General features: G+C 40.3%; 17 protein-coding genes. 11 read left to right on the top strand and 6 right to left on the bottom strand.

Annotated elements, in window-relative coordinates; translation table 11 throughout:
- Positions 1-82: 82 nt before the first annotated feature.
- From POV26_RS11210 to POV26_RS11195, 4 genes are all read left to right on the top strand, one after another.
- A complete protein-coding gene (locus POV26_RS11210; RefSeq protein ID WP_272856564.1) occupies positions 83-628 on the top strand; it encodes a leucine-rich repeat domain-containing protein in 546 nt (181 codons plus the stop codon).
- Between the two features lie 90 nt (positions 629-718).
- Positions 719-1,186 carry a T9SS type A sorting domain-containing protein gene (locus tag POV26_RS11205; RefSeq protein ID WP_272856563.1) on the top strand — a complete coding sequence of 156 codons (468 nt, stop codon included), beginning with the start codon at positions 719-721 and terminating at the stop codon, positions 1,184-1,186.
- Between the two features lie 116 nt (positions 1,187-1,302).
- Positions 1,303-1,722 carry a lipocalin-like domain-containing protein gene (locus POV26_RS11200; protein ID WP_272856562.1) on the top strand — a complete coding sequence of 140 codons (420 nt, stop codon included), beginning with the start codon at positions 1,303-1,305 and terminating at the stop codon, positions 1,720-1,722.
- 286 nt (positions 1,723-2,008) lie between these two features.
- Positions 2,009-2,389 (top strand): hypothetical protein, encoded by a 381-nt coding sequence (locus tag POV26_RS11195; protein WP_272856561.1) that lies wholly within the window; start codon positions 2,009-2,011, stop codon positions 2,387-2,389.
- 73 nt (positions 2,390-2,462) lie between these two features.
- Here POV26_RS11195 and POV26_RS11190 read toward each other — a convergent pair whose 3' ends face one another.
- Both POV26_RS11190 and POV26_RS11185 read right to left on the bottom strand, forming a co-directional pair.
- A complete protein-coding gene (locus tag POV26_RS11190) occupies positions 2,463-3,323 on the bottom strand; it encodes a class I SAM-dependent methyltransferase (RefSeq protein WP_272856560.1) in 861 nt (286 codons plus the stop codon).
- A 59-nt stretch (positions 3,324-3,382) separates the two neighbouring features.
- On the bottom strand, positions 3,383-4,222 hold the full coding sequence (locus POV26_RS11185; protein WP_272856559.1) for a 1,4-dihydroxy-2-naphthoyl-CoA synthase: 840 nt from the start codon (positions 4,220-4,222) through the stop codon (positions 3,383-3,385).
- Positions 4,223-4,410: 188 nt separating this feature from the next.
- Here POV26_RS11185 and POV26_RS11180 point away from each other — a divergent pair, with 188 nt between their 5' ends.
- The 4 genes from POV26_RS11180 to POV26_RS11165 all read left to right on the top strand — a co-directional run bounded on the left by POV26_RS11180 (position 4,411) and on the right by POV26_RS11165 (position 7,272).
- Positions 4,411-5,529: a C1 family peptidase gene (locus POV26_RS11180; protein WP_272856558.1), complete on the top strand. Its 1,119-nt coding sequence runs from the start codon at positions 4,411-4,413 to the stop codon at positions 5,527-5,529.
- A gap of 198 nt (positions 5,530-5,727) precedes the next feature.
- A complete protein-coding gene (locus tag POV26_RS11175; RefSeq protein WP_272856557.1) occupies positions 5,728-6,210 on the top strand; it encodes a hypothetical protein in 483 nt (160 codons plus the stop codon).
- Between the two features lie 160 nt (positions 6,211-6,370).
- Positions 6,371-6,604: a thioredoxin family protein gene (locus tag POV26_RS11170; protein WP_272856556.1), complete on the top strand. Its 234-nt coding sequence runs from the start codon at positions 6,371-6,373 to the stop codon at positions 6,602-6,604.
- 59 nt (positions 6,605-6,663) lie between these two features.
- Positions 6,664-7,272 (top strand): MarR family winged helix-turn-helix transcriptional regulator, encoded by a 609-nt coding sequence (locus POV26_RS11165; protein ID WP_272856555.1) that lies wholly within the window; start codon positions 6,664-6,666, stop codon positions 7,270-7,272.
- Here POV26_RS11165 and POV26_RS11160 read toward each other — a convergent pair.
- Positions 7,269-8,099: a CvfB family protein gene (locus tag POV26_RS11160; RefSeq protein ID WP_272856554.1), complete on the bottom strand. Its 831-nt coding sequence runs from the start codon at positions 8,097-8,099 to the stop codon at positions 7,269-7,271. The genes POV26_RS11165 and POV26_RS11160 overlap by 4 nt on opposite strands.
- Positions 8,100-8,184: 85 nt before the next feature.
- Here POV26_RS11160 and POV26_RS11155 point away from each other — a divergent pair, with 85 nt between their 5' ends.
- Positions 8,185-8,589 carry a hypothetical protein gene (locus tag POV26_RS11155; protein WP_272856553.1) on the top strand — a complete coding sequence of 135 codons (405 nt, stop codon included), beginning with the start codon at positions 8,185-8,187 and terminating at the stop codon, positions 8,587-8,589.
- Here POV26_RS11155 and menD read toward each other — a convergent pair.
- Genes menD through POV26_RS11140 form a run of 3 tightly spaced genes read right to left on the bottom strand, consistent with a single transcriptional unit; the run spans position 8,584 to position 11,772 of the window.
- Positions 8,584-10,248, bottom strand: a complete 1,665-nt coding sequence (menD, locus tag POV26_RS11150) for a 2-succinyl-5-enolpyruvyl-6-hydroxy-3-cyclohexene-1-carboxylic-acid synthase (RefSeq protein WP_272856552.1) — start codon at positions 10,246-10,248, stop codon at positions 8,584-8,586. The two genes, POV26_RS11155 and menD, sit on opposite strands and share 6 nt — an antisense overlap.
- A gap of 31 nt (positions 10,249-10,279) precedes the next feature.
- Positions 10,280-11,347, bottom strand: coding sequence for an isochorismate synthase (locus POV26_RS11145; protein WP_272856551.1), 1,068 nt, complete (start codon positions 11,345-11,347; stop codon positions 10,280-10,282).
- Positions 11,347-11,772, bottom strand: a complete 426-nt coding sequence (locus POV26_RS11140; protein WP_272856550.1) for a PaaI family thioesterase — start codon at positions 11,770-11,772, stop codon at positions 11,347-11,349. The genes POV26_RS11145 and POV26_RS11140 overlap by 1 nt, the downstream gene beginning before the upstream one ends.
- A 45-nt stretch (positions 11,773-11,817) precedes the next feature.
- Between POV26_RS11140 and POV26_RS11135 the strand changes: the two genes are divergently transcribed.
- Both POV26_RS11135 and POV26_RS11130 read left to right on the top strand, forming a co-directional pair.
- Positions 11,818-12,459, top strand: a complete 642-nt coding sequence (locus POV26_RS11135) for an alpha/beta hydrolase (protein ID WP_272856549.1) — start codon at positions 11,818-11,820, stop codon at positions 12,457-12,459.
- A gap of 93 nt (positions 12,460-12,552) precedes the next feature.
- A complete protein-coding gene (locus POV26_RS11130; RefSeq protein WP_272856548.1) occupies positions 12,553-13,266 on the top strand; it encodes a leucine-rich repeat domain-containing protein in 714 nt (237 codons plus the stop codon).
- The last annotated feature ends 333 nt before the right edge of the window (positions 13,267-13,599 follow it).

Here is a 13,599-nt window from a genome sequence, read left to right as displayed (position 1 = left end):
AAAAGAAATGAGAACTTTAAAAACACTTTGTCTTATAGCAGTCCTTTTTTTATGCAAATTAGGTTACTCGCAACAAACTTATGTGCCAGACGATAATTTTGAACAAGCCTTGATTGATCTTGGTTATGACAACGTATTGGACGACTATGTTACCACGGCTAATATTAGTGGGGTTTCCAGCTTAAGCATAGCCTCCAAAGATATTGCGGACCTTACCGGGATTGAAGATTTTACTACTTTAACCAATTTGTACTGCCCATATAATCTGCTGACCAGCATAGACATCAGTCAGAATACAGCCTTAACATCTTTATATTGTGCGGCTAATGCACTAAGCAGTTTAGATGTTACGCAAAACACGGCCTTAACGTCCTTAACTTGTTCACAAAACCAAATAACCAATCTAGACCTCAGTCAAAATACGGGCTTAATCCAATTGACCTGTAATGAAAATCTACTGACCACAATAGATGTTACCCCACTTTCAAATTTAGAGGAATTTAATGTTTATGAAAATCAATTGACCAATTTAGATATTACGCAAAACACCCTATTGGATGATTTGGATTGTAGGAACAACCTATTAACGAGTTTAGATGTAACTCAAAATACTGTTTTAAGATTGTAACAGTGCTTTAATAATCAAATAACCGATTTAGATTTGAGCCAAAACTTGGGTTTAACACAATTGAATTGTTTTGGCAATCAAATAACAAGTTTGGATCTTTCTGCAAATATCGCCTTGACCTATTTAGGCTGTAGATACAATCAACTCACAAGTTTAAATGTTAAAAACGGCAATAACACAAACTTTTCAGGTTTTAATGCTACCCATAACCCAGACCTTACGTGCATTACCGTTGATGATGTGGCATATTCCAATGCAAACTGGACAGATATTGACCCCCAGACCAGCTTTAGTGAAGATTGCAGCCTATCTGTTGATGACCAGAATCTAAATGAAGGCGTCATTATCTATCCAAATCCGGTAAAAGAATTTCTCAATATCTCAATGGAACAAGATGCCAATTATAGTATTCTGACAATGAATGGTCAAGTGGTAAAAAATGGAACGATTGCTATGGGGAAAAACACGCTGGACGTCTCCTCGTTGGCTCAAGGAGTATATTTTATAAAGATAAAAACTGAAAAAGAAACCGCTATCAAAAAATTGATTTTATACTAAAAATAAATTTTTATTGTGATTGAAAACGAAAACGATCAAAACCTTACCCCAGAAATACTTAAAACCAAATAATTAATAATAAATAATAATAGACAATAACAATAAATAATAAAACAATGAAAACACTTAGAACATTTGCCTTTGCATGCCTTGCATTAGTCGCCTTTAGCTGTAGCAAAGATGATGACTCATCATCAAACACACCTCCAAAAACAAATCTGGAATTGTTGACTTCCGGAAAATGGTACCAAGAGTCCAAAACTCCTGGAAACTACAATGCCTGCGAAAAAAAGACCTATCTACTATTTAAGACAGATGGCACCATGACATTGGAATCATTTGATGAAGACTCAGGAACTTGCATATCTTCAGGGATAAATAATGGAACTTACACTTTAACAAACAACAAAAATTTAAGCATTACTATTGGACCGGACTCCATAAACGCAGTTATACTCTCAATTTCGGAGAGTGAACTTAAAGTAAGGAACGACCAAGACACCGAAACCTTGGTTTTTGATAAAACCGAAGGCTAAAAAACCAAATACCTAATGCTTTCTAACCACAAAAGCACCAAGCGTTTCTTCGTTTTGGTGCTTTTTTTGTGAATAAGAATTGATCAATTCGAATTTAAAAATTTTTAAGGATTTGAAATTGCGGTATGTTTGAAGCTATTGACCCCCGAAAGTTGTGGGATATACTTTATAGAAAAAATTCAGATCATAGTTCACCGAAAAATAATCACAATTTCAAAAAGCTGCGCCTATGCTGTAATTCAACTATTCTTTTCTATCTTTAAACGACCAACCAAATTTCCAAATTATGAGCATATTCCATTATTACAACTTCCCCCATTGTGAAGTTTTTATTTTTGATGATTTCTTGGTAACCCAGATTAGGGAAGGCGTCTTAATTAAACCCGAGCACAACGACGAGCTTCGCCAAATTATAGACCTGCATTTTTCAAACAGGGACGTGGTGTACATTTCCAACAGGTATTTTTCATACGCCGTAGATCCGCTCACTTATCTTGGCACTTCCAAAATACACAACTTGCTTGCCATAGCGATAGTTGCCGAGGACGATATTAAAAAAACAAATGCGGAACTGGAAAGTATGTTCTACAAAAAAACGTTTGCCATTTTTCCAACGCTCAGTAAAGCAATGGCTTGGGTTCAGGATGTAATCTTGAAAAAAAATTAAACTTACAAATAGTAAAGCAGAAAGTTTTTAAGAAAATTGAGGGCTTTCTTTTTTCATTCAATAAAAAATTGGACTATCCCTTTTTAAACACCACCATATCCTGGTATTCCGCTTTGGCAGTATCGCGTATTTTATCCTTCCAGAAGCCGTCTATAATTTTGGCCAATTCAAAGTTTTCCTTTGTTAGCATTTCAGAAAGTTTTGTTTTATCAATAGCGATATTGCCCGATTTTACGTTTTCGTTCATCAATCTGTAACCTTCCTTTTTTACGGGAAAACTGAAATCCTTTTTGGTCGAAATAAATGCTTCCGAAGCTTCGTCATAAAGAAAAAAGGTTGAAAAACAAACTCCCCCGGGTTTCAGCACCCGATAAATCTGATTGAAATAATGCTGGATCTCCTCAAGCTGCATATGCGTAAAAACCGAAAAGGAAAAGGCCACATCTATGGAATTATCGGCATAGGGAAAAATAAATTCCGTAGCCTTGAGTGTCGCCGTATTGTAAAGATCATTGAACAGCGGCACATATTTAAAATTGAAATTGGGGTTTTCTTTATGTATGCGCGAATTGCACCACTGCACGCCTCTTTCCACCACGTCAAAACCCTCGTAACTTCCGTTTTGGCTTAAATACCCGGTCAGTGCAATCGCCGTCCTGCCTATGCCGCTGCCAATGTCCAAAACACTGTGGCCAGGCTGAAGATTGGCGTGTTCCTTCAACATTTTTAGTTGTAGCTGCCCTTGTTTCAAATAATCCGCTGCACAGGCTGGCGAACCCGTATAGATATAGCCGCGTGGCGGGACGTACTTGTGCCGCTTGCCCGTAATACCATCCAAGGTATCTTTTGGCAAATAGTAAAGCCGTCTAATAAAAAACCGTTGCTCCGCCGAAAGCGAATACCATATACTGCGCAAGTTGAATAGTTTACTCATTGAAAGTGAAGGATATTTTGATAATGATTTTTTACTGAATACTGACTACTGCGTACTGACTACGGCAACCACTTCTTATCAAAATTAGGCTTTCGTTTTTCAAGAAAGGCATCACGGCCCTCTTTCGCCTCATCCGTCATATAGGCAAGGCGCGTAGCTTCCCCCGCAAAAACCTGTTGGCCCACCATTCCGTCGTCGGTTAGGTTCATCGCGAACTTCAGCATTTTTATTGAGGTTGGACTTTTTGCAAGAATCTCCTGCGCCCATTCGTAAGCTGTATTTTCCAACTCGTCATGGGGAATCACGGCGTTTACCATTCCCATTTCAAAAGCTTCCTGCGCAGAGTAATTTCTTCCGAGGAAAAAGATTTCGCGGGCACGCTTCTGCCCTACCATTTTGGCCAGATAAGCACTTCCGTAGCCACCGTCAAAACTGGTTACGTCGGCATCGGTCTGTTTAAAGATAGCGTGTTCCTTGCTTGCCAAGGTTAAATCGCAGACCACATGCAAACTGTGCCCGCCTCCCACGGCCCAGCCCGGAACCACACAGATTACGGCTTTCGGCATAAACCGAATCAAGCGTTGCACATCCAGAATATTCAATCGGTGGTAGCCATCATCGCCCACATAGCCTTGGTGGCCACGTGCCTTTTGGTCGCCACCACTGCAAAAACTATAAACGCCATCCTTGGAAGATGGTCCTTCCGCAGAAAGCAAAACCACACCTATGGAAGTATCTTCTTGTGCATCGTGAAAGGCATTTAGCAATTCAGCCGTAGTTTTTGGGCGAAACGCATTGCGCACATCGGGCCTGTTGAAAGCGATTCGCGCCACGCCGTTTGATTTTTTATAGGTTATATCGGTATATTCTTTAGCGGTTTTCCAGTTGGGTGTGATCATAATTCTTATTTTTGTTTTCAAAGATAGAAGATATTGTTTATTATTATTTTCTATTTCTTTTGAAATGACCGTAAAACCTCTGCCTTCTCTGCGCCTCAGCGGTGATATTTACCGCAAAGGCATAGAGAACGCAAAGAAAAATACCCTTCAAAATCTTCAAAATAAATAATAACGATAAAAAACAAACAATGCGAAGCATCCTTTTCTTCTTCGGAATTCTTTTCACATTAAGCCTAACCGCCCAAGAAGCCTACAAATTCACGACGGTCACAGACCTTGAAGCCACGCCCGTAATAAGCCAGGGAATTACGGGAACGTGCTGGAGTTTTAGCAGTACGTCATTTTTGGAGAGCGAAATCATCCGTCTTACGGGAAAGAAAATTGATTTAAGTGAAATGTACCAAGTACGGAATACCTATCCGCTAAAAGCTGAAAACTACATTATGCGCCAAGGAAAAGCGCAGTTTGGCGAAGGTGGCTTGGCACACGATGTGATGAATTCCGTAGCAAAAAATGGCTTGGTTCCCGAAGAAGCGTTCAGCGGTCTTTTTGCTGGCGAAACCGTTTATAACCACGCCGAAATGGTCGCGGTATTGGAAGCAATGCTGAAAACATACGTTGACAATCCCGGCCGGAAACTCAGCAAAAAATGGCGTGCTGCCATTGAAGGTGTTTTGGATACGTATATCGGTAAAAACGTAACCCATTTCACTTTTGAGGGAAAACAATATACGCCGCAAACCTTTTTGGCAATGACCAAAATCCAGCCTGCGGATTACGTAAACATTACCAGTTTTACCCAAGCGCCCTTCTATTCAAAATTTATTCTGAACATCCCTGACAACTGGAGCAACGGTAGTTTTTACAATGTTCCGTTGGATGAAATGATGGCGACCATAGACAATGCTTTGGAAAACGGGTTTACCGTTGAATTGGACTGCGATGTAAGCGAGCGCAGTTTTTCGTCAAAAGACGGGGTGGCCGTTATTCCCGAAAATGAGGAAAATATCTTAAAGGCCCTACACAGCACCTATCCCGAAAAGGAAATTACGCAACAATACCGGCAAGATGAGTTTGAAAATTATGATACTACTGATGATCACTTAATGCACATTACGGGAATACTCCGCGACCAAAACGGCACAAAATATTACAAAGTAAAAAATAGCTGGGGAACAGACGAAACACGCGTTGCCAATGGCGGTTATGTATATTTTAGTGAAGCCTATATGCGCTTAAAGGCCGTTAGCGTTACCGTCCACAAAGATGCGCTACCAAAGGAAACATCTAAAAAATTAAATTTATAAAAACAAAATCCTCCATATCACAACCCTTCCAACGTTTTAAACTCTGGAAGGGTACTACCCACTACCCACTACCTACTACCTACTACCTACTACCTACTACCTACTACCTACTACCTACTACCTACTACCTACTACCTAACTACCTACTACCTAACTACCCACTTTAAACTTGGAACAAATTTTGTTATCTTTGACCCGATGAAAAAGTTGCTATTTCTTCTTTTGTTGTTTCCGCTGATGGCCTCGGCGCAATTGGATTTTGAGTCCAATAAATTTAAATTGGATTATGTGAAACTGCCCGAAATTGAAAGTTTAATGAGCACTTCCCTGCTTTCAAATTCAGATTTTTTCAAAAAAAATTCGACCAAACTTCCTTCCTTTAAGATGGATAAAAATAATTATCGCGAACCGGTAAGCATGTACGATGCAATGGCCGCGAGCCAAAATTATTCAAAATCGAATATTCAAATATCCTTAGATCCTACAGAGTATGGTGTTTATGGTGGCAACAGCAGTTATAGTGTGGATGGATCAACAGCCGTTAGGAATATCGCCTATAAAGAGTCTCGCGGATATTTAAGACCGGAGCTTATGCCGTATTCCTACGGTTTTTACCAACGCCCTCCCCGTCGCAGTGGTTTTTATATGGGCTATGGGGTCTATGGAACGCCCTCACAGTAGTTTAAGCCCATCTTTCTGAATAGCATTCCGTTTTCTTTTTAGGCAATCCAATTATTTTTTTTAACCAATTTTAGAAATATGCCATATAATATTTTATTTAGTTAGGATTCCTTACTATATTTGCAGAAGCAATATTGCTCGAACTTAAATTCTTTTAATTATGAAAAAGTCTGTTTTTTATCACGCCGGTTGTCCAGTATGTATCAGTGCCGAACACGAAATCCTTGAATTGATGGATCCATCTACTATTGAAGTGGTTCATTTGGGTGAAGAAAAATCGAAAATCCAACAAGCTGAAAATGCTGGTGTGAAATCGGTTCCGGCCTTGGTTACCCCTACGGGAAATGTACTTCATATAAATTATGGAGCTTCCATGGCGGATGTAAAAGGTTGAAAAATCAATTAGGATTACTAACTTTGCCTGTTAGGGCTTACCCCTTAACAGGCTTTATTATGGAAAAAAGTGTTTTCGATACCTCCTTTCAGCAGGAAAGTGTGAGCAATAAAATAGTGGTCGGCCTGGAACGGATTTCGGAAGTTTTCCGAACACTACTCTGGGCCGAAGCAAAAAAAGCTGGCGTGAGCCCCATCCAGATCCAAATCCTCATTTTTATTGCCTACCATAAAAGCTCGCTCTGCACGGTCAGTTATTTGGCAAAGGAATTTGACGTTACCAAACCCACCATCAGCGATGCGGTGAAGTCTTTGGAACAGAAAAAATTGATCTTAAAGGATTATTCAAATCCTGATAGCCGAAGTTATCTAATAGTACTTTCGGAAAAAGGAAAGGAACTGGTTTCAATAACCGAAAATTACGCCAATCCGCTTAAAAAACAGTTCGATACTTTTGATGCAGCCCAATTGGAAACTGTTTATGAAGCCATTGTACAGCTTATTTACAATTTGAACAAAGCTGGAATAATCAGCGTGCAACGGATGTGTTTTGCCTGTAAATTCCACAGCAAAAAAGCGGGTGGCGACTATTGTGAATATCTTCAAAAGCCGTTAGAAACCAAAGCTATCCGCGTTGATTGCCCAGAATTTGAGGAAAAGCCGGGCTAAATCAGCTCTATTCCATCTTCCTTAATCACAATCTGCTTGTCTTTGTAGAGTGTCCCAATTGCCTTTTTGAAACTCTTCTTGCTCATCCCCAACATATTCTTAATTGTATCTGGGTCCGATTTATCGTGAAGTGGTAAAAACCCACCAGCCGCTTCCAACTCTTCCCTTATAAAAGTAGCGTTGGGCTCAATGCTTTTATAACCTGGCTTTTGCAGTACAAGATCAATTTTATTGTCGGGACGTATTTTTTTAATGAATGCCTTCATTTTGTCACCCGTACGGATGTCCTCAAAAATATCCTCAATATAAATCAGTCCTTTGTGAACTCCGTTTACAATTGCATTTGCGCCTTTTTCAGTTAAATGGGTAACCAAAATATCCACTTCCTGAAAAGGTTCAACGGTCAAGGATTCGTTTTGAAGAAAGTGATTGGTTTTACTGCTTCCCACCAAACGATTGGTCTTTTCGTCTATATATAGATAGACAATATACCAATTGCCTTTTTTCATCGGGCGCGCCTGCTCCTTAAAGGGAACGAAAAGCTGCTTTTCCAGGCCCCAATTCATAAAGGCGCCGTATTCCGTTACATCGCTACAGTGCAAATAACCAAAAGTGTTCAATTGCAGAAAAGGATCGAGCGTGGTGGCGATGGGACGTTCTTCATTATCGAGATAAATAAAAACCGAAATTTCATCGCCTATTTCATATTCCTCCGGTTTGTATTTATGCGGCAAAAGCACCACATTTTCCTCGTCATCGCCCAAATATAGACCCGGTTCGGTTTCCCGAAGAATTTCCAAAGTATTGTATTCACCCAATTTTATCATAGCTGCAAAGGTACTGTATTATTGTTAAAAAAAATGCCGAACACGTATATACAAATCAAACTTAAAATGTAAATTCACATTGAAAATGGAACATATTGCGCCACATAATCTTCCCGAGGAATTCCAACTAAAAAAAGTATTGGAAACGGAGATCGGCATCATCTATTTTTACCGGGCCCTTGTAATCGTAGAAGCAAAGGAAGGCATCGTTATTTCCCATAAAAATGGACTTTCGGCTTTGCTAAAGGGTTTGGGATATTTGGGCGCAAAACCTTGGGTCTATATTTCAAACCGCATCCACTCCTATTCCGTAAAACCCATGGACTATAAATACCTGAACAAAGTGCCGACGCTGAAAGCCATGGGAATAGTGGTTTATAACGAAATGGCGCGCTCCAATGCCGAATTGGAATCTACATTTTGCAAAAAGCCTTTCCGCATTTTCGACAATCTTACCGAAGCCGCCATTTGGGGGAAAACGTACCTATAAAATATATTTGAAATAATCCAAAAGCACCCTATCATTTACGGTTGAGGGCGTAAAAATTTCAAGCAGAGCTGGGCCTTCCGTTATTCTGAAAAAATCCTTCAGCATTTCCTTCAAATCTTCTTTTCCGTGAATTGTCTCGTATTTGAAACCAAACATTTCCGAAAGCTGTTTTGCGCTTAAGCTGTGTTTTGTTTCAAAATAAGTATCAAAAAGCTGGGAATCCTTTTCCCCGGGAAGAATTCTGAAAATACCGCCACCGCCGTTATTCACGACAATTATTTTAAAATTTTTAGGAATGTAATTGTTCCAAAGCGCATTGCTGTCATAGAAAAAACTGAGGTCGCCAGTTAAAAAGACCGTTGGCAATCTTGAAGCGTAGCCCGCTCCCACCGCAGTACTCGTACTTCCGTCTATTCCGCTGGTCCCTCTATTGCAAAATACTTCTGCTGAATCGTTTATGTCAAAAAGCTGTGCATACCTAATAGTAGCACTATTGCTCAATTGCAGGTGGACATTTCGCGGAAGCTGTTTGAATATTTCAGAAAAAACCATAAAATCCGAATAGGGAATTTCATCTTCGTAGGCGGCGTGCCGTTGCAATCTGTGTCGCTTTATTGCGAGCCAATGGCTTTGATAGTCACTTTCCACCGAAATTGTCTTCGGAAGAAATTCAGCAAAAAAACCATTGACGCTTGTTTTGAAATGCTGCGTCAACACAAAAAAAGTATCGTTCGCTTTTTTGGAATCGACGTGCCAATGCTCTTTTGGCGAAAAACCGCGCAGAAAGGCCTTTATCTTTTTTGAAACCACCATTCCGCCAAAGGTGAGCAAAATGTCCGGTTGCAGTTTTTTGAAATCTTCTTCCGTTAAAGGAGCTATGAGTTGGTCAATGGCAGCGATGAAATTTTCATTGTGAAGATTTGAAGTGGTTTCCGTTAAAACCAAAACGCTTCCGTCCTTTGCAAGTTGTTCCACAAACCGTTCTTCCACACTGTTAGGGGGCAAAACGCCTACTAAAACCATTTTTCGTTTGCTGGAGTTCCATCGGTCTATAAAAGTATCCAGATTTTCCTCAACGCTTGCTGTCCGCTGTCGTGCAGGAACGTTCTGCGGCCAAACCAATTGGTTTTCAACCGTGTGGTATAAAGGTTCGGAAAAAGGGATGTTTATATGAACGGGGCCGCGCAGTTCAATTGCGGTATTTAAGGCAACGTTTATCTCGGTTTCATTTTTCACTTGAAACTCTTCACCCTCAACGCAATTTGCGCTGTAAAGAATATGGTTTTCAAAAACATGTTCCTGTCGTATGGTCTGTCCATCGCCTATATCAATAAAATTTGCCGGCCTATCTGCAGAAATGACGACCAACGGAATATCGCTGTAAAACGCTTCGGCCACGGCTGGATAATAATTGAGCAAGGCCGAACCCGAAGTACAAACAACGGCAACAGGTTTCTTTAATTGCTGCGCGATTCCCAAGGCGAAAAAAGCGGCACAGCGCTCATCAACAATACTAAAGCACTTAAATTTTGGATGTTCGCCAAAACCAATGGTAAGTGGAGCGTTTCGTGAACCAGGGGATATTACTATATGGTCAATACCCTTGTCCAAACATAATTGTACAAGGGTTTGTGAGAGAATCTTATTCGAGAATTTCATGCTTCACAAAGGTACGAAGTCGCCGAAAATATTACAGCATTGGCTGCAATACTTGTAGCATGGTTTGCATTTTATTTTGGGTTTCATTCCATTCATCTTCGGGTTGGGAGCCTATCGTTATGCCCCCGCCCACAAAAACGCGGGCACTATTCCCTTCAATTTTCATACATCGAAGATTGACCATTAATGAAGCGGATTGTCCGTTTTCAAGAATTGGCCCTAAAAATCCTGTGTAAAACTCGCGGTTATAACCTTCATTTTTAAGTATAAACTCTTTTGAAAATTTCTTTGGACTTCCACAAACAGCCGGTGTTGGATGGAGCGCCGTTGCAATTGTGGTCAATGTGGCCTTGCCGTTTTTTAGAATGCCTGTAATATCCGTTCGAAGGTGCAATAATGATCCTGCCTGGTGTGTATGGGGTTTTGAAACCTTCAAAACAGCGGTAACCCGTTGCAGGCTGTCGATTATTGAATCGGTAACCAATTGTTGCTCGTCCATTTCTTTTGGGCCCCAATATACCGGCGTTCTATTCGTAATTGGCTGGGTGCCTGCCAAAGCCATCGTTTTGAAGGAATTATTTTCAATCTGCACCAGTGTTTCCGGCGTGGCCCCGCACCATAATCCAGTTTTGGGATGGTACCAGATATATCTAAATGCGGTGGGATATATTGAAAACAGTCTTTCCGTAAGTTTTTCAATCGAGAAATCCTTCAGCTTAAAATCCTTTTTCCGGGAAATGACAATTTTATTTGCAGCTCTTTTTTTGATCGTTTCAACTGCTTTGCCCAGCAATTTAACATAGCCGTCCTTCCCTTCTGTTTCTTTGGGAATTGCAACTGGCATCACTTCAACATTGTGCTTTATAAACTCACATTGCAAGCTTTCGGAATCTTTCTCAGGAATGAAAAAAGAAGTTTCCTTACTATCAAATGGAGCGAAAACAAAGCCGTTTTCCGTTAGCTTTTCAATGGTGATCTGTTTTGCGTCTTTTTGAAAAAACGCGTTTAAGCTATTGCTTTCGGGTAATGAAAAAACCACAAAAGGCAATTTTTTAGAATAATGCTTTGAAATTTTCTCTGTCAGTAGCTTGTAATCCATCAATTTTTTTTGGGTAAAGTAAGCGTTGTAAGTTTTACGAGCGAGACAAGTGCTCCTTCTTCATTTGTAATTTTTATTTGCCAGAGCTGCGTGGTCCTTCCTTTGTGGACTATGCTTGCACGCGCATAAACAAAACCATCGCTCACACTTTTTATGTGGTTTGCAGCTATTTCAATGCCCCGGATAACAATCTCTTCCGAATTCAAAAAAAAGTATGCGCCGGCACTGCCCACGCTTTCAGCCAAAGCTACCGAGGCCCCGCCATGCAGAACGCCGTCCGGTTGATGGACCCTTGGGGTTACGGGCATTCTGGCAACAATAAAATCATCGCCTATCTCGGTAAATTCTATGCCCAAGGTTTCCATTAGGGTGTTTTGGCACATTTTGTTACAGCCGGCCAAAATTTCTTCGTTGGTGTACTTCATTCTATTGGTTTACATTTGTAAAAGTACAAAATTGGATTTAACAAAATGATGGCCGAAAAAGAAGCTTCCTACAGCGCAAAAAATACCTATTCCACCTTAAACCGTTTAACCGAGAAAACGAAAAACGTTTGGATTGTTTTTCACGGAATGGGTTATCTGAGCAAATATTTCATCAAATATTTTTCGGAACTGAATGCTGAAGAAAATTTCATTATCGCGCCACAAGCCCCTTCAAAGTATTACCAAGGAAGAGATTTTAAACATGTGGGGGCTTCCTGGCTGACCCGAGAAAATACAGCAATGGAAACCCAAAATATATTGAATTACATAGATGCTGTTTTTGAAAAAGAACTTTCGGACACTAAAGCCAACCTGATTATTTTGGGCTACTCGCAAGGAGTTTCCATTGCCACGCGCTGGGTTGCAAGCCGAAAAATTCAGTGCGACAAGTTGATTCTCCATTCGGGGGGAATTCCAAACGAGCTGCAGGCCAAGGATTTTGAATTTTTGAAATCCACCGCACAGGTAATTTACCTCTATGGAAATAAGGATCAGTACATAACCGAGGCCCGGGAAACCGAGGAAAAACTAAAGGGCAACAAACTCTTCCAAAATCGGTTAAAAATTGAGGTTTTTGAAGGAATTCATGAGGTTAACCGCGCATTCTTACTAAAGCTTTCAAAATAATTTAATGTTTGGCGTGCATTTCATCGAATAAGTTTGTTCTTTAACTTGTTTTGTCTTTCTTTTACTTCGCTTTAAAAATAATAGCCCCAAACTATGAAGAAGGCAATACTAACCTGCGGATTCCTGTTCATGGCTGCTTTAATGGTAGCACAGGTGAACAAACAAGAAAAACAAGTGCTTTTAGATTTTTATGCTGCGACCAATGGGCAGGCTTGGACCAACACCTGGAGTTTGGAAGCGCCTGTGGCAGACTGGTACGGCATAACGGTGGAAAATAATACGGTAACGGAAATCCGTATGTTATTCAACAATATTGACGGAACACTGCCCGCATCTTTGGGCCAATTAAAAGGCTTAAAAAAGTTAGAACTTTCCTTCAATCCAATTTCGGGGAATATTCCTGCGGAGTTGGGCAACCTGGAAAATTTGGAAGTCTTGGCCTTGAATGGTACCGAAATCCAAGGCAATATTCCCGCTGAATTGGGGAAGCTTTCACACTTGAAACAATTGCATTTAAGCAGTAACAAATTAAGTGGAACTGTTCCTGAAAGTTTGGGAAACCTTAGTGAAATTGAAGTTTTCAATGTTTTTGACAACAATCTGTCAGGCAAGTTGCCAACACAGCTGGCCAAATGTCCGAATCTAATCCAACTGATGGTTGCGGAAAATAATTTTACCAATCCCGATGATTTTTCAGTAGTGCTACTGTCTAATTCCGGAGCAAATTTAGATTTACTCAACACCTCCCCACATATTGAACCTGCCCAATCCATAATTGCCGTGGAGCGGGACGAATCTGAAGATTGACACTATTCTTTTTCCTCATTTCCAAAGCGGCCCGAGAGGGTCGCTTATTTTTTTAAGTTGCGACCAAAAACACATTTTATCGTTAAAGAGCATTGTTAGTTTGGAAATTATTAGTAGATTGCCCCCAGGTCTTTGAATCAAGTGGCCCCCACCCACTCCAGAGACCTTAAAGCTTAATATTTGGTTAAAAAACAAGCTTTTAAATGGAAGCCGTCTCAATAATCTAATTGGGACGGTTTTTTATTTTTTGGTTGATGGCGATGATTTTTTGGTAATTTTAAATTTAGACGCAAAGTTGGCCTTTCTTAGGCACTTTTCTTTCTTAAATTGTGC

Source organism: Aequorivita todarodis, from assembly GCF_028561335.1.
In the GTDB taxonomy this organism is placed as follows: Bacteria; Bacteroidota; Bacteroidia; order Flavobacteriales; family Flavobacteriaceae; genus Aequorivita; species Aequorivita todarodis.
The sequence above is the reverse complement of the archived record's forward strand: the minus strand, read 5'-3'. Positions and strand labels throughout refer to the sequence as shown.